The 22,461-nt window shown below is 66.9% G+C and carries 16 protein-coding genes; 6 read left to right on the forward strand and 10 right to left on the reverse strand.

Annotation, left to right across the window (positions count from 1 at the left end):
• Positions 1-12: 12 nt before the first annotated feature.
• The 3 genes from AC1DFE_RS10725 to xylA form a co-directional block, all read right to left on the reverse strand.
• Positions 13-1,815, reverse strand: a complete 1,803-nt coding sequence (locus tag AC1DFE_RS10725) for an HNH endonuclease (RefSeq protein WP_476905863.1) — start codon at positions 1,813-1,815, stop codon at positions 13-15.
• 159 nt (positions 1,816-1,974) lie between these two features.
• Positions 1,975-3,471, reverse strand: a complete 1,497-nt coding sequence (locus tag AC1DFE_RS10730) for a xylulokinase (protein WP_476905864.1) — start codon at positions 3,469-3,471, stop codon at positions 1,975-1,977.
• A gap of 37 nt (positions 3,472-3,508) precedes the next feature.
• Positions 3,509-4,699: a xylose isomerase gene (xylA, locus tag AC1DFE_RS10735; RefSeq protein ID WP_476905865.1), complete on the reverse strand. Its 1,191-nt coding sequence runs from the start codon at positions 4,697-4,699 to the stop codon at positions 3,509-3,511.
• Between the two features lie 198 nt (positions 4,700-4,897).
• On the opposite strand from xylA, the gene AC1DFE_RS10740 reads away from it, so the two are divergent.
• Both AC1DFE_RS10740 and AC1DFE_RS10745 read left to right on the forward strand, forming a co-directional pair.
• A complete protein-coding gene (locus tag AC1DFE_RS10740; RefSeq protein ID WP_476905866.1) occupies positions 4,898-6,181 on the forward strand; it encodes an FAD-binding protein in 1,284 nt (427 codons plus the stop codon).
• Positions 6,182-6,191: 10 nt separating this feature from the next.
• Positions 6,192-7,406 (forward strand): ROK family protein, encoded by a 1,215-nt coding sequence (locus AC1DFE_RS10745; RefSeq protein ID WP_476905867.1) that lies wholly within the window; start codon positions 6,192-6,194, stop codon positions 7,404-7,406.
• A gap of 89 nt (positions 7,407-7,495) precedes the next feature.
• Here AC1DFE_RS10745 and AC1DFE_RS10750 read toward each other — a convergent pair whose 3' ends face one another.
• The 5 genes from AC1DFE_RS10750 to AC1DFE_RS10770 form a co-directional block, all read right to left on the reverse strand.
• On the reverse strand, positions 7,496-10,690 hold the full coding sequence (locus tag AC1DFE_RS10750) for an Ig-like domain-containing protein (protein WP_476905868.1): 3,195 nt from the start codon (positions 10,688-10,690) through the stop codon (positions 7,496-7,498).
• Positions 10,691-10,751: 61 nt separating this feature from the next.
• Positions 10,752-12,791 (reverse strand): beta-galactosidase, encoded by a 2,040-nt coding sequence (locus AC1DFE_RS10755; protein WP_476905869.1) that lies wholly within the window; start codon positions 12,789-12,791, stop codon positions 10,752-10,754.
• 106 nt (positions 12,792-12,897) lie between these two features.
• Positions 12,898-14,241, reverse strand: coding sequence for an ABC transporter substrate-binding protein (locus AC1DFE_RS10760; RefSeq protein WP_476905870.1), 1,344 nt, complete (start codon positions 14,239-14,241; stop codon positions 12,898-12,900).
• A gap of 38 nt (positions 14,242-14,279) precedes the next feature.
• On the reverse strand, positions 14,280-15,236 hold the full coding sequence (locus AC1DFE_RS10765) for a carbohydrate ABC transporter permease (protein WP_476905871.1): 957 nt from the start codon (positions 15,234-15,236) through the stop codon (positions 14,280-14,282).
• A gap of 2 nt (positions 15,237-15,238) precedes the next feature.
• Positions 15,239-16,177 (reverse strand): carbohydrate ABC transporter permease, encoded by a 939-nt coding sequence (locus AC1DFE_RS10770; protein WP_476905872.1) that lies wholly within the window; start codon positions 16,175-16,177, stop codon positions 15,239-15,241.
• A gap of 118 nt (positions 16,178-16,295) precedes the next feature.
• On the opposite strand from AC1DFE_RS10770, the gene AC1DFE_RS10775 reads away from it, so the two are divergent.
• From AC1DFE_RS10775 to AC1DFE_RS10785, 3 genes are all read left to right on the forward strand, one after another.
• Positions 16,296-17,378 carry a LacI family DNA-binding transcriptional regulator gene (locus AC1DFE_RS10775; protein ID WP_476905873.1) on the forward strand — a complete coding sequence of 361 codons (1,083 nt, stop codon included), beginning with the start codon at positions 16,296-16,298 and terminating at the stop codon, positions 17,376-17,378.
• 114 nt (positions 17,379-17,492) lie between these two features.
• Positions 17,493-17,954 carry a MarR family winged helix-turn-helix transcriptional regulator gene (locus AC1DFE_RS10780; protein ID WP_476905874.1) on the forward strand — a complete coding sequence of 154 codons (462 nt, stop codon included), beginning with the start codon at positions 17,493-17,495 and terminating at the stop codon, positions 17,952-17,954.
• Positions 17,951-19,255, forward strand: coding sequence for an MFS transporter (locus tag AC1DFE_RS10785; protein ID WP_476905875.1), 1,305 nt, complete (start codon positions 17,951-17,953; stop codon positions 19,253-19,255). The genes AC1DFE_RS10780 and AC1DFE_RS10785 overlap by 4 nt, the downstream gene beginning before the upstream one ends.
• On the opposite strand, the gene AC1DFE_RS10790 is transcribed toward AC1DFE_RS10785, so the two are convergent.
• The gene (locus AC1DFE_RS10790) at positions 19,221-19,754 is read right to left on the reverse strand and encodes a GNAT family N-acetyltransferase (RefSeq protein ID WP_476905876.1); all 534 of its coding nucleotides are present in this window, start codon (positions 19,752-19,754) and stop codon (positions 19,221-19,223) included. The genes AC1DFE_RS10785 and AC1DFE_RS10790 overlap by 35 nt on opposite strands.
• A 188-nt stretch (positions 19,755-19,942) precedes the next feature.
• Between AC1DFE_RS10790 and AC1DFE_RS10795 the strand changes: the two genes are divergently transcribed.
• Complete coding sequence (locus tag AC1DFE_RS10795) at positions 19,943-20,158, forward strand: AsnC family protein (protein WP_476905877.1); 216 nt, start codon at positions 19,943-19,945, stop codon at positions 20,156-20,158.
• A gap of 64 nt (positions 20,159-20,222) precedes the next feature.
• On the opposite strand, the gene AC1DFE_RS10800 is transcribed toward AC1DFE_RS10795, so the two are convergent.
• Positions 20,223-22,460 carry an immunoglobulin-like domain-containing protein gene (locus AC1DFE_RS10800; protein WP_476905878.1) on the reverse strand — a complete coding sequence of 746 codons (2,238 nt, stop codon included), beginning with the start codon at positions 22,458-22,460 and terminating at the stop codon, positions 20,223-20,225.
• Position 22,461 lies beyond the last annotated feature (1 nt).

The following is a 22,461-nucleotide window of genomic DNA, read 5'->3' on the forward strand; positions in this document are numbered from 1 at the left end:
TCCGCCGCCGCTTTACAGTTTGGCTACGGGCGGCCCGGTTCCGGCTTCGCCGGTTCCCGGCTGTTCACTGGTCCGCAGCCTGGTACCCGGCAGCGGCGGCGCCATGGAGCGGTACTTGTGGCCTGTGGGTGTTGTGACTTCGATGGTGTGCCTCGGTCCGGGCCGGGGTTTTACTTTCCAGCCGGGGAGTTCCTTGGTGTGGTTGCAGGCTTCGCATAGTCCGGCGGCGTTACTCAGTGACGTGGGGCCGTCGTTGTGCCAGGGGATGATGTGGTCGTGGTGGCGGATCGGGGCGTCGCAGTAGGGTGTGCGGCAGGTGTCGTCCCGGATTTGGATGAAGCGGCGCAGCGGGGCCGGGAACAGTCGCCGCTTGGAGTCCATCGCGACGAGGTCGCCGGTTCCCGGAGCGGTGTAGAGCCGCCGGACCCAGATCTTGAGTTCCTTTACCGCGTCCTTGTGGTCGTCGGCTGAACTGCCCGCCGCCGGGTGAATGCGATCCGGCGAGCCGGAATCATGGCGCCCTGCCAAGCAAGGCCCCTGAGCCAAGGGCTGTCCTTCTCCTTGTTCTTCACCCTGCGCGATGAGGTCCCTGGCCCACTCTCCGGGGACGATGCCGTAGCCGGTGAGGCGAGCAGGTTCGCTGTCGCATTGGAGGAGGGTGCGGTCGGTCATGACAAGGTTGAGGTCTATCCCGGTGATGCCGCAGGGGGTGCCGGTGGTCCATTCGACGAGCGTGTCGGCCTTAACCTGATTTAGCGCGCGGGGGTCGCCGGCGGAATGGAGGGCTTCGGCACGCCTTGTCAGTGCTGTGTACACGGCGACGCCCTGGTGCGCGGGCAGGAGCGCGGTGAAATAGGTCATGCAGTCGGGGGCCGGGCGCAGGCTCACGGACCGCTCCGAGGCGGCGTGACTCGCGCGCTGGATAACGGAGCGCGGGTCCCGCCGGATCGCGGCGGCCTTTACCGCGGCGATGACGCCGCGGGTCCCGACCCCGGTGAAAGTCCCCATATCCGCAGCCAACTCCTCATCGACGGCGGTCCGATCTTCCACGGTCAAACAGGCAGTCTCCTTGACCACGTGCATGACGCGCTCTTCATTCAGCTGCCCGGTATCCAGCGCGCCCAGGGTGTGCGGCATCTCCATCAGCGCTTTGGATATGCCGAGCAGCCGGCCGCCGCGGTGCGGGGACTCGCCCCGGGCCAGCCCGATCTGCTCAGCCGCACCCAGGTCGCGGTCTTTTGTGCGGTCCTTGCCCAGGTCCTCCGCCGACAGCCTCCGGTCCGCGTAATTCCCACGGTCCGTTTGTTCCTGGCGGAGCCGCACCTCGACGGCCACAGCCAGCCGCGCCTGTTGCCCGGCGGCCCAGCACTTGACGTTCTCATATGCGCGGACCTGGTTGATCAGTCCCGCACTGTCAGCCCTGAGGTCAGGTGCCTGGAGAAACCACCTCGGCGTTGTTGCACTGTCCTGGACGCTGGAACCGGCCGCAACGCGCCGAGTGGTAACGGCGCCGGAGAGACCGCCGCCGTCAACAGCGCCGCCGTGAAAAGTGCCGGTGCCGAAAGGGCTGTCGTCAAAAAGGTCCCCGTCGAAAGAACGGTCCGCAAACAGGACCTCGGGAAATGGATCCTCCGGCAACGATGCCGGATAGACGACGCCGAGATCGTCGTCGTACGGCAACCCGTAGTACGGATCGGCGTCGGGATTCGGGGCGTCAGGGAAGTGGAAATCGCCGTCAGGAAACGCAGCAGCCTGCAGGACGCCGCCGTGCGGCACCGCTGCCAAAGCCAGCTCCGATTTCCCAATTCCATCCATAAATACAGTCTGAGGAGGGGGTACGAATTAAAGGCCGATCCGGGACCAGATTCAGGCGGACTCACAAACTTTTTTTGATTCACCGGCGCGCGGAAACTGGGTAGCACCTCAGGGCGTTCCCAGCCTTGAGAACGCCCTGAAGTGCTACCTACTTGGGTGTTATTGCACCCAGGTCTGCTCCACTTTGCGTTGCTCCGCCCTGTACTGTTCCGCGATGGCGGGCCGGAAATCCGGATCGGGAGTACTGACCAGCGCCAGGTTCCAAGCCGGCCGCTCCCCCGTCAGCGCCCAGGCCGCCTGCACGGCAGCTCCCCGGGCCACATACTCGCCGGGGCTGGGAACCAGCACGGGCAGATCGAAGACCTGGGCGGCGATCCGCTGGACCGCAGGGTTCTGCACCGCGCCGCCGATCAGCAGAAGCCGCTCGGCGGGGTGGCCCAGGCCCCGGAGGGCGGCCAGTCCTCCGGCCAGCCCGCACAGCATCCCTTCAACGGCAGCCCGGGAAATATTGCTGCGCGTGGTCGAGGCGATGGTCAGCCCGGAGAAGCTGGCCGTGGCGTGCGGCAGGTTGGGCGTCCGCTCCCCCTCGAAATACGGCACCAGCACCACGCCGCCCGCCCCCGGTTCAGCTTCGAGCGCCAGCCGGGACAACTCGTCGAAGTCCACACCCAGCAGCCCAGCGACCGACGTCAGCACGCGGGCAGCGTTGAGGGTCACGGCAATCGGCAGGAACAGGCCGCTCGCATCGGCGAAGCCCGCCACGGTCCCGGTGGGGTCACCGATGTGCTCATCGGACACGGCGAATACCGTCCCGCTGGTGCCCACGGACACGACGACGTCACCCGCCCTCGCGCCCAGGCCCAGTGCCGCTGCGGCGTTGTCCCCTGCACCGGCCCCGAGCAAAATCGGCTGCCCCGCAATTTCAGCGTGGACGGTGCCGGGCGAAGCGCCGGGGGCCAGAACCCGCGGCAGGATGACGGTGTCACCGGCCGCGCCGGCTTCACCGGTTCCGTTTGCATCCGTCCCGGCTTCAACAGCATTCCGGCCGAAAGCGAGCCTGAACAGCTCCAGGTCATACGCACCAGTGGCGGGATTCCAGTAGCCCGTGCCGCTGGCGTCGGAGCGGTCGGTGGTGAGCTGCCCCAGATCGGGTCCCAGCGGGCTGGCGCCGGTGGGACCGTAGCCCCGCAGGCGCCAGGTCAGCCAGTCGTGCGGCAGGGCGACGGCGGCCACCCGGCCGGCGATGTCAGGCTCGTGGTCCCGGACCCAGCGAACCTTGGTGACCGTGAAGGACGCTACCGGCACCAGGCCTGTCCGCTTCGCATAGTCCTCCGCTCCCACTTCGTCAGTGAGGGCCGCGGCCGACTCTGCCGAGCGGGTGTCGTTCCAGAGCAGGGCCGGCCGGAGCACGTTGCCCTCCCGGTCCAGCAGCACCATGCCGTGCTGCTGTCCCCCCACGGAAAGCGCGCTGACCCCGCCGAGCCCGCCGGCGTCGTCGAAGGCCTTGGAGAGCGCCCGCCACCAGTGGTCCGGGTGGACCTCGGTGCCGTCCGGATGGCCGGCACGGCCCTCCCGGACCAGTGCGCCGGTGCCCGCATCCAGCACCACCACCTTGCAGCTTTGGGTCGAGGAATCGACCCCGGCAACCAATGACATAGGAGCAGCCGTTGACATAGGAGCAGCCGTCACAGGATCAGCGGGCGCCGAGCAGATGCTCGATGAAGAGCTGCTGGAGCTTCACGAAACCGAAGCCCTTGCCGCCGAAGTAGGCGTCGGCGTCGAAGTCCTCGTAGGACGAGCGGTCGGCGAGGAGCTGCTCGTAGCCTTCGCCCGGGTTCAGGGTGGGCACATTGATCTCGGAAACCCGCGACGCCTCCAGGGCAGCCTGCACCTCGGGGTCGGAACGGAAGGCCTTGGCGCGCTCCTTGAGCAGCAGGTAGGTCTGCATGTTGGCCGCCGCCGAATCCCAGACACCGTTGATGTCCTCGGTCCGGCTGGGCTTGTAGTCGAAGTGGCGCGGACCGTCGTAGGCCCGGCCGCCCTGCGGACCACCGTTCTCCAGCAGGTCAACCAGGGAAAAGGCGTTCTGCAGATCGCCGTGGCCGAACACCAGGTCCTGGTCGAACTTGATGCTGCGCTGGCCGTTGAGGTCGATGTGGAAAAGCTTGCCCTGGTACAGCGCCTGCGCGATGCCGTGGGTGAAGTTCAGCCCGGCCATCTGCTCGTGGCCGGTCTCGGGGTTGATTCCGACCAGCTCCGGGCGCTCGAGGGTCTCGATGAACGCCAGGGCGTGGCCCAGCGTGGGCAGCAGGATGTCGCCGCGCGGTTCGTTGGGCTTGGGCTCGATCGCGAAGCGGATGTTGTAGCCCTTGTCCGTCACGTAGTCGCCCAGCAGGTTAACGGCCTCGCGGTAGCGCTCGAGGGCCCCGCGGATGTCCTTCGCGGCGTCGTACTCGCTGCCTTCGCGTCCGCCCCACATCACGAACGTCTCGGCGCCCAGCTCGGCGGCCAGGTCGATGTTCTCCAGGACCTTGCGGAGGGCAAAGCGGCGCACACCCCGGTCGTTGCTGGTGAATCCGCCGTCCTTGAAAACCGGGTGGCTGAACAGGTTGGTGGTCACCATGGGCACCACCATGCCGGTGGACTTCAGCGCACCGGTCAGGCGGTCGATCTCCCGCTGCCGGTCAGCCGCGGAGCAGCCGAACGGGAAGAGGTCGTTGTCGTGGAAGGTGATGCCGTAGGCGCCAAGATCGCTAAGCCTGTTGATTGCCTCCACGGTGTCCAGCGGCGGCCGGGTGGCGGAGCCGAACTGGTCCTGCGCCTCCCAGCCGATGGTCCACAGGCCGAAGGAAAACTTGTCATCACGCGTGGGCTGAATCGCCATTGAGTACTCCCGTTTAGTTTGGCGGGACCTGTCCCGCGGGAAAGATCCGGAAATTGTTCCGTAAACAAACATATTAGGTTTTGGCGAGCTGTCAATGGTTTGCCGGATGAAACCACCAAGCGTTGAACCGCTAAATACGCTACCGCCGGCACTCAATCCGGTGTTATGTTCTCTAAAACACCAAACGAAGGGCTGGCAATGGTTAGCGAAGCAGGAACTGAGCTGCACACGGAGGAGTACAACTGGGCAGGCAACCTCAGGTACTCAGCTGCCGAGGTGCAGGAACCGGCGACGGTGCCGGAGCTCCAGGACCTCGTCGCCGGCGCGACCAAGCTGCGTGCCCTCGGTTCGCGGCACTCCTTCAACCGCATCGCCGACACCACCGGCACCCTGGTCTCGCTCGGCCATCTCGCGCCCGCCATCGACGTGGATTCCGAAAACATGACCGTCACCGTGAGCGGCGGCACCCGCTACGGGACCCTGGCGGCAGAGCTCCAGCGACAGGGCTATGCCCTGCACAACCTGGCTTCCCTCCCGCACATCTCGGTGGCCGGAGCCGTCGCCACCGCAACCCACGGCTCGGGCGACCGCAACGGCAACCTGGCCACCGCCGTCGCGTGCCTTGAGCTGGTGACCGCCGACGGCGCTATCCTCACCTCGCGCCGCGGGGAACCCGACTTTGACGGCATGGTGGTGAACCTCGGAGCCCTGGGCATCGTCAGCAGCCTGACCCTGGACATCGAACCGACGTTCCCGGTCTCGCAGGCGGTGTTCGAGGACCTTGCGTGGGACCAGGTCCTGGAGAATTTCGACGACGTCACCTGCTCGGCGTACAGCACCAGCCTGTTCACCGACTGGAGCGGGGACCGGATCGGCCAGGCCTGGCTGAAGTCCCGGACGGAGGCAGAAGCAGCAGCGGAACGCGGAGGCTTCTTCGGCGGCACCCCCGCCAAAGAACCGCGGCATCCCATCGCCGGGGTTTCCGGCAGCACGTGCACGCAGCAGTTGGGTGTGCCCGGTCCCTGGTCGGACAGGCTGGCCCACTTCCGGATGGAGTTCACTCCGAGCAAGGGCGACGAGCTGCAGAGCGAGTACCTGGTGCCCCGAGAGCACGCCGTGGACGCCATCCAGGCCATGCGCCGGCTGTCCCACCTGGTGACTCCGCTGCTGCTGGTCTCCGAAATCCGCACTATGGCCGCGGACAGTCTCTGGTTGAGCCCGAACTACGGAACCGACAGCATTGGCCTGCACCTCACGTGGCGGCAGGACCAGCCCGCCGTCGAGGCCGTGCTCCCCGTGATCGAGGCCGAGCTGGCGCCGTTCGGGGCGCGTCCGCACTGGGGCAAACTGTTCGACGGCGATGCCTCCCGCCTCGCGCCGCTTTACCCGCGCTTTGCCGACTTCAAGGCCCTCGCCGGGCGTTTGGATGCGGAGGGGAAGTTCCGCAACGACTTCCTCGACACCAAGGTTTTCGGCAGCTGATATTGTTCCGATGATGTCTTTCCCTCGCCAACGGGCCGCCCCGACCGCGCCGCCCAGCGAGCTTGACCCCTCCCGGCGGAACAACCTGGCGCTGATCACGTCCTTGGTCCACCATCACCGTGTCCTCAGCCGGGCGCAGCTGACCAAACGGACCGGGCTCAACAGGTCAACAGTCGGGACCCTGATCGGCCAGCTGGCCGCGCTCGGACTGGTCTACGAGACCGCACCCACGGGCGAGGCCCAGGTGGGCCGGCCGAGCCCCGAGGTGCGCCCGAGCCCTTCCATCGCGGCGCTCGCCGTCTACCCGGAGATCGACGCTGTCACCATCGGGCTGGTCAACCTCGGCGGCATCGTCCAGAAGAAGATCCGGTTCGCCACCGAACGGATCCCCAGCGCAAGGGAAGCGGTGAATATCGCCGCCGTCGTAATTGAGGGAATGCGCACGGAGCTGGACCACTCCTACCGGATCACCGGCATCGGAGTGGCGGTGCCCGGCCTGGTAAACCCCGACGACGGGACGGTCCGCCATGCGCCCCATCTGGGCTGGCGGGACGAGCCGGTTGCCCGGATGCTCAGCGAGGCCACCGGCTACGCCTGCCAGGCCGCCAACGATGCCTCGCTCGCAGCGGAGGCGGAGCTGATCTTCGGTGCCGGCGCCGGGCGGGACAACCTCGTGTACCTCAACGGCGGGGCCAGCGGCGTCGGCGGCGGGATCATTTCGAACGGCATGCTGCTCCGCGGCGCGTCCGGCTTCGCCGGGGAACTGGGCCATACCTTCGTCCGGACCTCCGGCGAACGGTGCCATTGCGGTGCCACCGGCTGCCTGGAAACCGAGGTGTCCCAGGGCCGGCTCTTCGAACTGCTCGGCCTCAGCGGCGGGGACACATCCCAGCTGGAACAGGCCCTCCGCGCGTCCGGCAGCCCCGGCGTCGCGGAGGAAGTATCCCGGCAGCTCGGCTTCCTGGCCATCGCGCTGCGCAATGCCGTCAACACCTTCAACCCGGAGGTGATCATCCTCGACGGTTTCCTTGGGGTGCTCTACGCCCTCGCGCCGGCCACCCTCGATGACCTGCTGCTGTCCCAGGCCATGGACGGACCCGCCGGCCAGGTAAAGGTGCACCCCGCGGCGCTCGGGTCCAACCTGATGATGATTGGCGCGGCGGAACTGGGATTCGCCCGGTTCCTGGCCGACCCCACCGGCTTCGGGGCGGCCCTCACGGCATAAGCCGGATTAACGGCAGAAGGCACCGGGTGCGCCCGTTGGGACGCACCCGGTGCCTGCAGTCACGCCGGCTTTACCGGAATGCCGGGCGGCTACCGCCCGACGACGACCCCATACGTCCGGGTCTGGCTTCCGTCTTCGCTCCGGACCGTAACCACAGCCGTTCCCGACTTCGAGTCCGCCTGCTCAACGGTGACAGTCGCGTAAGGGTCTGCCGCAGTGGCCGCGACCTCCTGGCGCGGCCCCTGGGAAGCTGCCCGGTAGGCGGTCACCTCCGGGTCGAATCCCGCCAGCGGCTGGCCGTTGACGGAAATCCCGGCCGCGGCGGCGTCGGAGGACTGGCCGGGCGCCGAGGCCAAGACCTGCACTTCGCTGACCGTCATGTGGGTGTTCGGCCGGGCGGTGAGCACCACCCGCACGTCCTTGGTGTCCACGTTGGCAACCGGAACCGTGACCACCGGGGCGGGGCTGCCGCCGGGAACCTGGACCGCTGTGCCCGCGTTCTTCCACGTGCCGTCGGCCGCCTTGGTCTGCACCTGGAGGCTTTGGGCGTAGCTGTCGGTGGATCCGTCGCGGAAGAAGTGGACCTTCACGCCGGTCACCGTCTTCTGCTGCGCCAGGGAGACAGACAGGGTGTCCGTGCTGTTCTTGGTGCCCGACTTCCAGTTGGACCAGGCCTTGTCCGTCAGGATGCCGTTGCCCAGTCCGGCCGTGCCGTAGCCCGGCTCGGTGAAGGTGGCGCTGAACGTGGTACCCGGGTCATCGGCCGCGTTGTCGGCCGTTCCCGCCGTCACCTGCACGCGCACGGTGGCCGGCAACGTCCGGCCGCCGGCGGCGTCGGCGGTGCCCGCGACCGTGGCCACGCCAATGCGGGTTAACGGTCCGGCGGCGTCCCAGGCAACCGGCCGCTCCACCTTGCTGCCGCCGGCAGTCACGGCCGTCACGGTGGCAGGCAGCACGGGCGTTCCGCCGGCATAGGTCTTGGCCCGCGCCGGAAGTGTGGCCACCAGGGTGTCTACGGCGACTTTGGCTGTCACCGGATGCACAACGCCCAGGACGTCCGTCGCCGTGCCGCGCACATCCACGGTTCCCGGCTTGCTCCACCGGCTGTCCGGCGGCATCGTCCAGGTCACCGGCAGTTCGCCGCGGGCGCCGTCGCGGTAGACGGGGACCACCGTGGCCGGCAACTGCGGAGCGGTTCCTGGAACGGTAAAGGCCGAGGCGCTCCGGAACCCCTGGACAGTTTCATCGATGACCCGCCAGCGCTGGTTTTCACCGGAGTTGGCGGTCCACAGTGTCACCGGCGACCCGTCCGCGGTGGCGTGCCCGCCCACCTCGAGGAGCCGGCCGGTTGCCGCGTTGACGAACGTGTACGTGCCGTCGCCGGTGGTGGACATGGTCCACTGCGCGGCAGCGGCCGGCGTTGCCTCTGCCGGCGCCAGCTGGGGCGTTCCGTCGACGACGGAGAGCTGCCGCCCGCCGTCGGCCGTTTCAATTGCGTAGCGGGCCCGGCTGCTGTTCTCGCCGCTGAGGCGGCGGATGGTCCACTGCTGGCCTGCGCCCGCGCCGGAACGGATGACGGCGGCGCTGCCGGTTCCCTGGCTAAGGGACTTGCTGCTTTCGACGCCCTGGAGGCTGTAGACGTGGTCCGCCTGGACGAGGGCGGCGTCCTTGGCCACGCCGTGCACCCCATCGACGAGGAACGTCGTGACCGACTCAGCCGGCACCGTGAGGACCGCCGTGCGGTCCTTTCCGACGGCGACCAGCTCGCCCTTCACCAGCGCGCCGGACGCGTCGCTGGTCACCGGCGTCACGGTGGCGTTCCCCCGGACGGCTCCGAAGCCGGAGAGATCCAGGGCCACCTGGCGCTGCTGCTTGCTGTCGTTCACGTGCACCACCGTGGCTCCGGAGCCGGAGACGGCGGCCGCGCTGTTGGCGTCGTCCACCTTGACCAGGCGGTCGCCGGGCTTGATGTAGTGCGTGAAGTTCCGCGCGGTGTTGAACTTGGTGTTCGTGTAGATCGGGCAGCTTTGGAGGGTGTCCGCCGAGGTGCAGTTGAAGGGCAGCTGGATCTCGCCCCAGTTGGAGCCGATGGCGCTTTCGCCGCCGGGTTTCATGTTGTTGTAGTCCTCAACGGGCTGCCAGAACACCCATGCCTTGGGTTCGAGCTCGCGGAGGTCGTCAACCATGTGCTGGGCCAGTCCAAGGCCGGGCTGCATGCTCGTGAAGTTCTGCCCGTCCAGCCAGGAGCCGCCGGTTTCGCTCATCCAGAGCGGCTTGTCCTCGCCTTTGGCGATGTCCCGGACGGCCGTCCGCTGTCCGGTCCCGTAGGTGTGGACGTTGAGCTGCCCGACGTTCGCCTTGGCCTCGGCGGAGTAGCTGTTCCAGTTGCTGGCGAAGGTGGAGGGGTTGGTCTCATCCATGGCACTGATGACGGCGCCGGTGTCCGCGCTGGCCAGGGCCTTGGCCAGCGACTGGACTACTTTCTGCTGCAGTTCGGGGCCTATGTGGGCGCCTTCCTGCCGGCCGCCGACCGGCTGGCCCGCCGAATTCAGGCTGGTCCCCCAGTAGGGCGTGTTCGGTTCGTTCAGGGGATCGAGTGTGTCGATCTTGATGCCGTGGGACTTTTCCAGCTCCTTGACGACGCCCACCAGGTAAGCGGAGAAGTCATCGACACTCTCGGTCCGCAGCTGGTCCTGCGAGGAGTTGAAGCCGCCCGAGACGTACCCGCTGACGGTCTGGAACCATGGCGGGGAGTTGCTGAAGGCCTCCCAGTGCGTGACGTCGTTCTTGATCCGGTCCACCCACCAGCGCTGCGTCTGGTCGGCGTCGAGGTTCCAGTCCCCCGGGTTCTTCGGGTCCCACCAGTCCTTGTCCTCCCGGGTGGTGCCGGCGGGCGCCTTCCACCAGCCCTCCACGGCGCCACCTGGCCGGAGGTAGTCCCTCACATTGGGGGCGTTTCCGCCGCCGATGTTGTAACGGGCGATGTTGAGGTTCAGCCCGTCGTCGCCGAAAACCATGTCGGCGAGCCTGCCGCGGATCTCCTCCGGGTAGCCGCCGGTGGCATTGGCGAACCAGGCCAGGCTGGTGCCCCACCCTTCGAAGGCGTCGCCCTGGTAGGACGGGTCCGGCCGTACGGTCACGGCTCCGGCCGGCACGGGTTGATCGGCTGCCCTGACCGGCGACGCCGCGGCGAGCGCGGGTCCGGCCACGAGCCCTGCGGAGAAGACCGCCGCGGTGACTCCGGCGGCGGTCACGGCCCAGGGCCGTCTGGATCTGTTCGTCATTGAATTCCCTTCGGTGCGGTGATGCTGCTGATCTCTGGGGACTGCTGCTTTGTGTGGGGTTTTATCTGGAGGCCTGGAGGACCGCCACGCCGCGGGCTGCGAGCTTGGCGGTGCCTTCGGCCGGGCCTGTGCCCGCAAGGACGGATCCAGGCACAGCCGAGATGTCCACGGCCTGGTCGGTGCGGTTGATCAGGAAAAGGAAGCGTCCGTCCTCCCCATCGCGGACGGCGAGTTCGACGGCGCCACACAGTTCCGCGGGCAGTTCAGACTCGACGCCGGCCAGGCCGGCGAATTCCTGCAGGACCGGGACCAGGCCGTCGGGTCCGAGGCGCGTCGCCACGTAGCCGGCAGATCCGGTGCCCACGCTGCGCCGGGTTACCGCCGGTTCGCCGGCGTGGTCACCGGACGTGAACCGGCGCAGGACGGCCGTGTCCCCGGAGGTGGTGGCGACGGAGTCCGCCCACAGCGTGCCGGTTGACCCGTCGTCGAGCGTGGCCTCCTCCCCGGGGGCCAGAGGCCCGAACTCTTCCACCCGGATCCCCAGCAGATCGCTGAGGGCGCCCGGATACCCGCCGAGCCACACATGGTCGTTCTCGTCCACGACGCCGGAGAAGTACGTGGTCACGAGGTGCCCGCCCGCTTCGACGAAAGCGGTCAGGCGGGAGCGCAGCTCCGCCGGCACCACGTGCAGGACGGGTGCGATGACCAGCTGGTAGCCGTCGAGGGAGGCCGCCGCGGGGAGGACATCGGCGCGGATGCCGCTGGCCAGGAACGCCGAGTACCAGTCGAGCGCCTCCTGACGGTAGCGGAGACGGTCGCTCGGATGGGAGTCCAGCTCGCTGGCCCACCAGGAATCCCAGTCGAAGAGGACCGCGGCCCGTGCCGGTACACGCCGGCTGCCCGTGATGACGGAGAGTTCGCGCAGTGTCCGCCCCAGGGCGGTGACGTCGCGGAAGAGCCTGCTGTTGCTGCCGGCGTGCGAAATCATGGCGGAGTGGTATTTCTCCGCCCCTGCCCGCGACTGCCGCCATTGGAAAAAGCAGACCGCGTCCGCCCCGTGGGCCACGTGGGTGAGCGAGTCCCGGGCGAGGGCCCCAGGCTTCTTGGGCATGTTCACTGGCTGCCAGTTGACGGCGCTGGTGGAGTGCTCCATGAGGAACCAGGGGTTGCCGCCGGCAATGTTGCCGGTCAGGTTCGCGGAGAAGGACAGCTCGTCATGGTCCTGCAGGCCCGGGACCACATAGTGGTCGTTGGAGACGAAGTCGACGTCGGCGGCCCAGGCAGCGTAGTCCATCCCCTTGGTCTCCCCCATCACCATGAAATTGGTGGTGACGGGGACGTCCGGGGTGATGCTGTTGAGGATGTCGCGTTCGGCGCGGAGGTAGTCCCGCAGCGAGTCCGAGGAGAAGCGCTTGAAGTCCAGCTGCTGCGTGGGGTTCGGGTAGGAGGCTGCCTTCCGCGGAGGGAAGATGTGGTTCCAGTCCGCGTAGCGCTGGGACCAGAAGTCGGTCCCCCAGGCGGTGTTCAGTTCCTCAAGGGTGCCGTAGCGGTCCTGGAGCCAGCGGCGGAAGGCGGCCGCGGCGTCGTCGGAATAGTCATAGATGTTGTGGCAGCCGAGTTCGTTGGAAACGTGCCAGGCGCAGACGGCGGGGTGGTCCTTGTAGCGCTCGGCCATGGTGCGCACGAGCGTCAGTGCGTGCTCCCGGAACACCGGCGACGTGGGCCGCCAGTGCTGCCGGCCGCCCGGCCAGAGGGTTTCGCCGTTTTGGGTGACAGGAAGTATTTCCGGGTGTTCGGCCGCCAGCCACGGTGGCGGGGATGCCGTGGCGGTTGCGAGGTCCACGGCAATGCCGTTGGCGTGGAGCAGGCCGATGACGTCGTCGAGCCAGGAAAAGTCCCATTTATCCCGGGCTGGCTGGATGCGGGCCCACGAGAAGATCGCCAGGGAAACAACGTTGACGCCGGCTTCCTGCATGAGCCGCACGTCCTCCGCCCAGACCTCGCGCGGCCACTGCTCCGGATTGTAGTCGGCGCCGAAGGCCAGCCGCCGGGTGTCCGGAGACGGCCAGCGCAGCCAGCGGTGGTTGGTGGTGAGGGGCATGGATCTCCTAATTTGGGCGCGCTTGGATGGCGCGCGCTTGGGGGGCGGCGGACGCGCCGGGCAGGCGGGCGCGTCCGCCGAAGTGGGGCGGGTTACGTGCGGGCTGTTATTCCTTGACCGTGAAGCCCTGTTCGGTGCCGTACTTGACCGAGGCTTTCTGCCAGGCCGTGAGGCCGTCCTTGAGCTTGGTACCGGAGACGTAGGCCTGGCCGACGGTGTCGTTGAAGATGCTGTTGGCGTAGACCTGGAAGGGCAGGTAGGACCAGCCGGCGGGAACGTTTTTTGCCGATTCGGCGAAGATCTGGTTGGCTTTCTGGCCGCCGAAGTACTTGAACTCCGTGTTCTGGAATTTCTCGGACGCGAGGTCCTTTGAGGTGGCGGGGAACGCCCCGCCGGCGATCCGGGTTTGAATGCCTTCCTCCACGTTGGAGTACTTCAGGAAGCCGTACGCCAGCGCTGCCTGGCTGCTGGCGGCGGGGATGGCGAGGGAGCTTCCGCCGTTTTCGGCGCTGCTGTTGGCACCCTTTTCCCACTGCGGCAGAGGGGCAACACGCCATTTACCGGCACCGTCGGCAACGCCGGAGACGAGGTTTCCGGGCATCCAGGCGCCGGTGGACAGGGTGGCGATGGTTCCGTTTCCGAGGCCCTTGTACCACTCGTCGCTCCAGGAGCTGATGGGGGCCAGGAGGTCCTCGTCGATGAGCTTTTGCCAGGTTTCGGCGAACTTGGTGGACCCCTCGTCCGAGAAGTTCACGCCGACGTTGGTGCCGTCCACCTGGTAGGGCTTGCCGCCGGCCTGCCAGATCATGCTGGTGGTGAACCCCGCGTCGCCGGTGTCGTTGGCGATGTAGGCCTTGGGGTTGGCCTTCTTGAGCGCGCGGCCGGCCTCGAGGAACTCGTCCCAGGTGGTGGGCACCGCGATGCCGTATTTGTCGAACAGTTCCTTGTTGTAGAAGAGGGCCATGGGGCCGGAGTCCATGGGTAGGCCGTAGACTCCACCTTGCGCCTTCACCGAAGACCACGGACCGGCCGTGAAGGTGCCGTCGAGGTCCGCGGCGCCGAACTGGCCGAGGTCAGCCAGTGACTTGCTGAGCGCGAACTGCGGAAGGGCGTAGTACTCGATCTGCGCGACGTCGGGCACGCCGGAGCCGGCGGAGATCGCGTTCTGCAGCGCGGTGTACTGGTCGTTGCCGGTGCCTGCGTTGACCAGGTTGACCTTCACGTTCGGGTATTTGGCCTCGAAGCCCTTGGCAACCTTCTTCAGCGACTGGTCCCAGGCCCAGACCGTCAGCTTGCCGCCCTTCTGGAGGGCGGCTTCGACGGCGTCGCTGTTGACCGTTTGCTGCGGCGCCGCGTTGCTGCCGGCTCCGCAGGCGGTGAGCCCCAGGGCGAGTGCGGCGGCGACGGCGGAGCTCTGCAACAGGCCGCGGCGGGTCAGGGTCTTGATCATGTCTTCCTTCTAACTGCGTTGTCGGTGAGGGACGGGTGTTATTCTTTGACGCTTCCGGCCGAGAGGCCGGACTGCCAGTAGCGCTGGAGCAGCAGGAACGCTGCGATCAGCGGGAGGATGGTGAGCAGGGAGCCGGTGATCACCAGGTTGAAGATGGCTTCCCCGCCGGCCGTGCCTGCCTGCGCGTTCCAGGCGTTCAGGCCCAGGGTGAGGGGATACCAGTCCGGGTTCTTCAGCATGATCAGCGGCAGGAAGTAGTTGTTCCAGGTGGCCACCATGGTGAAGAGCAGCACGGTGACAATGCCCGGGGTCAGCAGCGGCAGGCAGACCTGGAAGAACGTGCGTACCTCGCTGGCGCCGTCGATCCGGGCGGACTCCATGATCTCGGTGGGAATGGCTTCGGAAGCGAAGGTCCACATGAGGTAGAGGCCGAAGGGCGAGATGAGAGAGGGGATGATCACGGCCCAGGGGGTGTTGGTGAGCCCCATCTGGCTGAACATGAGGAACGTGGGGACCGCGAGGGCCGTGCCGGGGACGGCAACCGCGCCGATGACGACGGCGAACACGGCCTTCCGGCCGGGGAACTCGAACTTGGCCAGCGCGTAGCCGCCGAGGACGGCCAGGAAAGTGGCACCGCCGGCGCCGAGCACGACGTAGAGGACCGTGTTGGCGAACCAGCGAAGGAAGATCCCGCCGTCGTAAGTTGCTGTCCGGGCGATGTTGTCCCAGAGGGCAAAATCGCCGTCGAACCACAGGCCAAAGGAGTTGAGGAGGCCGTCCTGGGTTTTGGTGGCGTTGACCAGCAGCCAGAACAGCGGGGCCAGGCTGTAGAGCAGGACAAGGCCCATCAGGAGTGTCAGTGCCACGCTCCGGCGGGAGCGCCCGGATCCGGCTGTGCGTGGAGACCGCAGCCGCGGGGTCCGGAATCTTGCCGGCGAGGACGCGCCCCTGCCTTCGGAGGCACTGCCGGGCCGGACGGCTGTCTGAACGCTCATGGTCAGCGCTCCTTTCGCATGCCGCGGACCTGGACGGCAGAGGCAATGGCCATGGTGATCAGTCCCATGATGATCGCCACCGTGGCGGAGTAGTTGTACTGCTGCCCGGAGAACGACAGGGAGAAGGCGTACAGGTTGGGCGTGAAGTACGTCGAGATCGTGTTGGGTGAGAGGCTCTTGAGGATGCTGGGCTCGTTGAAGAGCTGGAAGCTGCCGATCACGGAGAAGATGCTGGCCACCACGACGGCCCCGCGGATGGCCGGCAGTTTGATGGCGGTGATGACCCTCAACTGGCCGGCGCCGTCGATCTCGGCGGCCTCATAGAGCGACTTGGGGATGACGGTCAGCGCCGAGTAGAAGATCAGCATGTTGTAGCCGATGAACTCCCACGTGACGATGTTTCCGATGGAGGCCAGCACCAGTTCCGGGGAGAGCGGGCTGGGCAGGTCGAGGCCGAAGGCCTGGTTGATGTTTCCCACCAGACCGAAACGGGTGCCATACATAAAGCCCCACATGAGTGTGGCGACGACGGCCGGCACGGCATAGGGCAGGAAGATCGAGATCCGGAAGAACGACCTTCCGTAGAGCCTGCCGCTGTCCAGGGCGAGGGCCACAACGAGGGCGATGAACAGCATGACCGGCACCTGGACTGCCAGGAACAGCGAAACCCGCCCCAGCGCGGACCAGAACTGCGCGTCCCCCAAAGCCCGGGCGTAGTTGTCCAGGCCCACGAACGCCGTACCCCCGATGAGCTGGTTGCGGAAGACGCTCAGGTAGATGGAGTAGGCGATCGGAGCCAGGAAAACCAGGGCGAACACCGCCATGAACGGGCCGATGAACCACCAGCCGGCCCAGGAGCGGCGGCTGGCGCGGCGACGTGGTGGGCCTGCCGGAGCGGACGCTCCGGCTGGCGCGGCGACTTGCGGGGACGTCATTGTCATGAAGGGTCCTCTGTAGGGCTGCGTCACCTGGCGGGTGACAGATCGTGTTGTGTTTACGTAAACATAAGATGTGCGGTTTTGTGAATGTTTGCGCAAACATGATTGGTACGATGGTGACATGGAGCACGAGCCCGGTCAACCCCCGATCAACGATTTGTCCCCTGCACAGCGCGCGGCTGGCGCCGCGCTGCAGCGAAAGCAGCAGGTGTCCATGGCCGACGTCGCCAAGCTCGCCGGAGTCTCCTCCCAGACGGTGTCCCGCGTGTCCAACGGGAGTCCGGACGTCATCGAAAGCACGCGGCGCCAAGTCATCGCGGCCATGAATGAGTTGGGCTACCGCCCGAACAGCGCCGCACGGGCGCTCAAGCGCGGGAGCTTCCGGACCATAGGGGTGATCACGTTCTCGCTGTCCTCGCTGGGGAACATGCGCACCCTGGAGGCCATCGCGCTGCACGCGGCCCGGCAGGACTTCGCCATCACACTGATCCCCGTCACGGCACCCACGCAGGCCGGGATCCAGGGTGCATTTTCCCGGATGGGCGAACTCGCCGTCGACGCAGTAATCGCCATCATGGAGGTCCACCTCCTCGACGCAGCGACAGTGACACTGCCTCCGGGAGTGAAGGTCGTCGTCGTCGACTCCGACGCCGGCGAACAGTACAGCGTTGTGGACACCGACCAGGCCGACGGCGCCCGCAAGGCCGTCAAACATCTCCTGGATCTCGGCCACGAGACGGTGTGGCACGTCGCGGGCCCCGAGGAGTCGTTCGCCAGCGAACGCCGCGCCGCCGCGTGGCGCACCACCCTCACCGCCGCGGGCAGAGCGGTCCCGCCGGTGCTCCGCGGCGACTGGTCAGCGGACTCCGGCTACACGGCCGGGCTCCGAATCGCTGACGAACCGGGCTGCACCGCCGTTTTCGCCGCCAACGACCACATGGCCCTCGGCCTGCTGCGGGCGTTCCGGGAAAAAGGAATATCAGTACCTGAAGACATCAGTCTGGTCGGCTTCGACGACGTCCCCGAAGCCTCCTCCTACGCTCCCCCGCTGACCACGGTGCATCAGAACTTCGCCGACGTCGGCAACCAGTGCGTCGACAATGTCCTCCAGCAGATCCGCACCAACACCACTGAGCCCGGCGTCACCCTGGTGCCCACCGAACTCGTGATTCGCGCAAGCACGGCGGCCCCGAAGGGGAAATAGGTCACATTCACCCAGGCATTGGTTGCCGCGCAGGGACGCTCGGTGAATAATGATTAGAGGAGCTAATTAGCTTTGCTAACTATTCCCTCAACCAACAGGAGGCGTACTTCCTCAATGCCTGCGACGGAAGCGGCACACCAAGAAACCCCTCAATCCATCAGGCCGGATATCCTGGCGATCGACCTCCGGACGGCCGTAATGCGGACCTCCCGCCGGCTTCGTGTCGAGGCAACCGGCGACATCATCACCCCGGGCCAGTACACGGTGCTCGCACAGCTCCACAGCGACGGCCCGCGAACACCCAGGGAACTTGCGGAACGGGAACACGTGCAGGCGCCGTCGATGACCCGGATCGTGAACGCCCTCGCGGAGCTGGGCTTCGTGTCCCGGTCAGCGCATCCGGAGGACGGCCGCCAGATCCGGGTGGGCATCACCCCCGCCGGTGTAGACGTCCTGGAGGAGGCGCGTGGCCAGCGGACCGCGTGGCTGGCTCAACGAGTCGCCGGACTCAGTCCCGAGGACCGGCAGACCCTGAGCCGCGCAGCACACATCATGCAGGAGATGAGCGGCCGATGAGCGCCACTTTCCGGGCATTGCAGAATCCCAACTACCGGCTGTGGGCCGGCGGTGCCCTTGTCTCCAATATCGGCACCTGGATGCAGAGGGTCGCCCAGGACTGGCTGGTGCTGACGATCCTCACGGACCATTCCGGCACGGCCGTCGGCATCACCACGGCCCTGCAGTTCCTCCCGATGCTTCTGCTTGGCCCGTACGCAGGAGTACTCGCGGACCGGCACCGGAAACGCGTGATCCTGCTGTGGACGCAGTCCGCAATGGGCCTGTGTGGCCTGGCCGTCGGGCTCCTGGTGGTTACCGGCGCGGCGCAGCTGTGGCAGGTGTATGCAGCTGCCCTCTGCCTCGGGCTGGCCAGCGCCATCGACGGGCCGGCACGCCAGGCCTTCGTCTCCGAACTCGTGGGACAGGACCACATCGCCAATGCCGTGTCCCTCAACTCCGCTTCCTTTAACACCGCCCGGCTCACGGGACCTGCGATCGCGGGCGTGCTCATCGCCTGGGTCGGCACCGGCCCCGTTTTCCTGCTCAACGCCGCCAGCTTCGCCGCTGTCCTGATCTCGCTGGCCCGGATCCGCGCAGCAGGGCCGGCCCCCACCACCGCATCGGCAGTCCGCGGCAAGCACCAGGTGGCCGAGGGACTCGGCTATGTGCGCCAGCGCCCGGACCTGGTGCTGATCCTCGTGCTGGTGGGCGTGCTGGGGGCCTTCGGCATGAATTTCCCCATCACCAACGCGCTGATGTCCACGGCGGAATTCGGCATGGGGCCCGGTGAATTCGGACTGCTGGGCTCCATCATGGCCGTCGGAACACTGGCCGGAGCGCTACTTGCAGCCCGCAGGTCCCGCCCCCGGCTGCGGTTCCTGCTCGGCGGAGCGCTGGGCCTGGGCCTCTTCACGCTGTTGGGGAGCGTCTCGCCGTCGTTCTGGCTGTACGCCGCCATCCTGGTTCCGGTGGGACTCGCATCAATAACCTTCCTGAACAGCTGCAATACGAGCATCCAGCTCTCCGTGGAGCCGCACTTCCGGGGCCGCGTGCTTGCCCTGTATCTGGCCACGCTGCAGGGCGGGACTGCTTTGGGGGCACCGCTTATGGGCTGGATCGGCAGCACCTTCGGCCCCCGCTGGTCAGTGGCCGCGGGCGGAGCCGTCGTGCTGCTGACCGGATTGCTCGCGGTGATAGTGGTGGTCCGGAGCAGCAAGCTGTCCTTGCGGCAGCAGCTGCTCGCCTCCTTGCCGCGGAGGCGGACGCGCCTTGGAAGCGGCCTGGTCAGCACTTCGCCGGGAGGGCGCACTCCAGAATAAAGTCGCTCTCCACCGAGTCGCCCAGGGTGAATGACTTCGTCCCGAGCTTGGTGAAGCCTGACTTCTCATAGAAGCGGATAGCCTTGGCGTTCTGGCTGTTGACCCCCAGCCAGACGCTTGCCGCCCCCTGGTCTGCGGCCCAGTCCAAGGAGGCCCGCATGAGCGTGGAGGCCGCGCCGCGCCCGTGGTGGTCCGGGTGCACGTAGCACTTGCTCAGCTCGACGGAACGGTGTGACCCCAAAGCGCGGAGCACATCGGGATCCGTTGACTGCCGGTCGACGAGTAGCGTGTACCCGTCAAACCGGCTCCCCTGCTCAAGCACCAGGATGGCGATCTTGCTGTCGGCGAGGTACTCCGCGAATCTGTCCTCGCTGAGCGTCCGCTTGAGGTGTAGCCGGATGTCCTCAGGTGAGGAGCCCGGCGGGCACGCGAGCGGGAAAGTCGCCGCCGCCAAGTCAGCAAGGGCGGCAGCGTCTCCGGCAACAGCCTTCCGGATCATAGAAACTCCAAGGTATGGGAGCGGGCAGAATCAATAGAAGGATTCTAGGCCCGGCCTCGGATCGTGTTCCCAACCCCTTAATCCCCATTGGTCAACCGGTTGATGATTCGACAAGCGGGCCGGACCATCCAAAGGAACCGCGTCAACTTTCGTTGACGCGGGGCGGGCCGTCAACTAACGTTGACGCCGTGGAGGTGGACCGATTGAAAACCTTGCTGGGATCAATGGACGGCGACAATCCGGTGAATGGCCTGCAGGCCGTTGCCGAGCTGCATAGGGAAGTCGGCCGGGCAGAAGCGGCCCTGGTTCGGCGGGCACGCGCGGCAGGCTTGCCCTGGGAGGCGATCGCGCACGCGCTCGGCGTCAGCAAGCAGGCAGTCCACAAGAAGTACGGCAAGCGATAAAACGTCCAGCAAGGGCTCCGCCGGTTCCGGCGGAGCCCTTGCTCAGTGATTCAGCGAGCTAGATTCACACCTGTCCGTGCAGCCGCTCCAGCTCCGTCTTGGTGACGGGAAGGACCGTGCCGTGGCGCGGTGCCCGGGGCAGCTCGTAGTTGGTGGAAAGCTTCCAGTTGGGGTTTTCCAGGCTGGTGCTTTCCAGCGGGATGTAGCCGCGGCCGCCGAACTCGTCGACGAACAGGTAGTACTTCTGCTCGGTGTTCGACTTGAAGACCGTGGGCCCTTCCACGCCTCCCGTTCCTGCCTTCTTGCCGATGCAGTTACCCATCAGCGTCCAGTTGCGCGGGTTCGTGGCGGGCAGGTCGACCGCCAGCAGGTCGCTCGACTTTTCCTGCATGATGTCCAGGCAGCCCGAAACCTGCCCCTCGTCCTTGGTGAACCGGTAGTAGGAGTCGCCCTCCTTGATGACCGTGGAATCGATGACCGAGTTGCCCGGGTCATTCCATACCTTGGCCTCGGTGAAGCTCCGGAAGTCCCGGGTGGTGGAGTACATCATCTTGTTGTAGGTGCCGCCGGTGTGGTTGGGGTCATTCTCGGCGTAGAGCTTGGAGGCCCAGTACACGACATAAGCACCAATTTTCTCGTCATAGTGGGCTTCCGGCGCCCAGGTGTTGCCCGCGGTGTCCGGCGAGACCTTCACGTGCCGCTGGCCGGACCAGTTCACCAGGTCGGTCGATTCCCAGACCTCGATGTACTGGCTGCCCTGGCGTTGGGAGGAGTCCCAGCTGGTGCCGCTGCCGATGGAGAGGTCGGTGGCGATCATGTAGAACTTGTCGCCTTCCGGGGAGCGGATGATGAACGGATCGCGCAGGCCCTTGGTGCCCAGGCCGGACTTGAGGACCGGCTTCCCGCCGTTCAGTTCGTCCCACTTGAGTGCGTCGTTGCCGCGGCTCGCCGCCATGTAGATGTTCTCGCCGGCGAGGTCGTTGCCGGTGAAGTACGCGAACGCGTAGCCTTCCTTGGCTTCCGCCTTGGGCAGCGGCAGCACCGTCACCCGGAACTTCTTCCTTACCTTGGTCTTACCCAAGGACACGGTGGCGTGCAGGTTGAGCTTCGCCGGGGCACTGCCGTACGCCGGCCGCGTCACCTCGCCGGTGGCAGTGATGACGGACAGTTCGCTCGACTCCCATGCCACTTTGGTTCCGTACAGGCCCGCTGCGGGAAGGGTGATGTTCCCGCGGATCGCGTCCGCGTCCCACACGTTGAGGGCTGCGGCGGCCTCGGTGACCTTCTGGCCGTCGCTGATATCCTCCGGCACCGTGACGTCGAAGGCTTTCGACGCCGACGCCTCGCCCGAGGTGGCCGTGGCGGTCAGGGTCACGGTGGCATCGCCGGCTCCGTTAACCGGACGGGTGACCGCGCCCTGGGCGGAGACCCTGGCCGGATCCGAGGAGGACCAGGTGTAGGCCGAGCCGTTGGGCCCGGTGGCAGGCAACTTAAGGTTGGCGGTCACTGCGGTGGTGTCCCCCAGGGACAGGTCCTGCAGATCGAGGGCAACCCGCTGCTCCGGCGAAACATACCCGAGCTCGCGCACCTCGTCGGCCGAGAGGGCCCGGTTGTAGATGCGGAAGTCGCGGACCTGGCCCTTGAGGTACTTGTCGCCGGTGTAGACGGACCGCCCAAGGTAGTTCGCCGTCGTCGTTCCTCCCCCAATGCTTCCGGGCGTGATGGTGACGCCTGTCTTCCGGGCGACCTCGGTGCCGTCCTCGTAGAGGACGGCAGTGCCGCCGCTGAGCGTGTAGGTGATGGTCTTCCAGGCGCCGCGGGCCAGGTCCCGGTTGGCGCTAAGGGTCTGTTCGGTCGACCAGTTGCCGGTGGCGATGGAGGTCCGGTACGCGTTGCCGGTAGTGAAGAGGTAGCCGTTGCCGGTGCCGTTGGTGGTGTTGCCCAGCCCCCAGATGAAGTAAGGGGCGCCCTGGTCGGCGGCGATCTTCACGTCGGTGGAGACGGTGATGGAATCAAGCCCGCGCATGACGTCGTTCGGAAGGCGTACGTGGCCGCTTGTCCCGCCGAGCTGCAGCCCTTCGCTGCCCAGCGAGGTGGCGTCACCGCTGATGACGCCGTTGCGGCCGTTGCCGGAGCTGTCCTCCGCCACCGTCCCGGCGGCTTCCGTCAGGTTGTATTTAAGGACAAGGCCGTCGTCGACGGCCGCGTGGGCCGGAGCCGCGGCGGCCAGCCCCCCGAGCGCCAGGACCGCAGCGGTGATCAGTGCCGGGCCTGTGCGGGCCCGTGAGTGTGTTGGGAGCATT

It is taken from the genome of Arthrobacter sp. 05T423, from assembly GCF_056396245.1.

Excerpts from the sequence above, each read along its gene's own strand:
- AC1DFE_RS10755 (WP_476905869.1), bottom strand. The coding sequence starts at position 12,791 with ATGCCCCTCACCACCAACCACCGCTGGCTGCGCTGGCCGTCTCCGGAC.
- AC1DFE_RS10800 (WP_476905878.1), bottom strand. The coding sequence starts at position 22,460 with ATGCTCCCAACACACTCACGGGCCCGCACAGGCCCGGCACTGATCACC.
- AC1DFE_RS10730 (WP_476905864.1), bottom strand. The coding sequence starts at position 3,471 with ATGTCATTGGTTGCCGGGGTCGATTCCTCGACCCAAAGCTGCAAGGTG.
- AC1DFE_RS10780 (WP_476905874.1), top strand. The coding sequence starts at position 17,493 with ATGCCTGCGACGGAAGCGGCACACCAAGAAACCCCTCAATCCATCAGG.
- AC1DFE_RS10775 (WP_476905873.1), top strand. The coding sequence starts at position 16,296 with ATGGAGCACGAGCCCGGTCAACCCCCGATCAACGATTTGTCCCCTGCA.
- AC1DFE_RS10765 (WP_476905871.1), bottom strand. The coding sequence starts at position 15,236 with ATGAGCGTTCAGACAGCCGTCCGGCCCGGCAGTGCCTCCGAAGGCAGG.
- AC1DFE_RS10770 (WP_476905872.1), bottom strand. The coding sequence starts at position 16,177 with ATGACAATGACGTCCCCGCAAGTCGCCGCGCCAGCCGGAGCGTCCGCT.
- AC1DFE_RS10745 (WP_476905867.1), top strand. The coding sequence starts at position 6,192 with ATGATGTCTTTCCCTCGCCAACGGGCCGCCCCGACCGCGCCGCCCAGC.
- AC1DFE_RS10725 (WP_476905863.1), bottom strand. The coding sequence starts at position 1,815 with ATGGATGGAATTGGGAAATCGGAGCTGGCTTTGGCAGCGGTGCCGCAC.
- AC1DFE_RS10740 (WP_476905866.1), top strand. The coding sequence starts at position 4,898 with ATGGTTAGCGAAGCAGGAACTGAGCTGCACACGGAGGAGTACAACTGG.
- AC1DFE_RS10750 (WP_476905868.1), bottom strand. The coding sequence starts at position 10,690 with ATGACGAACAGATCCAGACGGCCCTGGGCCGTGACCGCCGCCGGAGTC.
- xylA (WP_476905865.1), bottom strand. The coding sequence starts at position 4,699 with ATGGCGATTCAGCCCACGCGTGATGACAAGTTTTCCTTCGGCCTGTGG.
- AC1DFE_RS10785 (WP_476905875.1), top strand. The coding sequence starts at position 17,951 with ATGAGCGCCACTTTCCGGGCATTGCAGAATCCCAACTACCGGCTGTGG.
- AC1DFE_RS10760 (WP_476905870.1), bottom strand. The coding sequence starts at position 14,241 with ATGATCAAGACCCTGACCCGCCGCGGCCTGTTGCAGAGCTCCGCCGTC.
- AC1DFE_RS10790 (WP_476905876.1), bottom strand. The coding sequence starts at position 19,754 with ATGATCCGGAAGGCTGTTGCCGGAGACGCTGCCGCCCTTGCTGACTTG.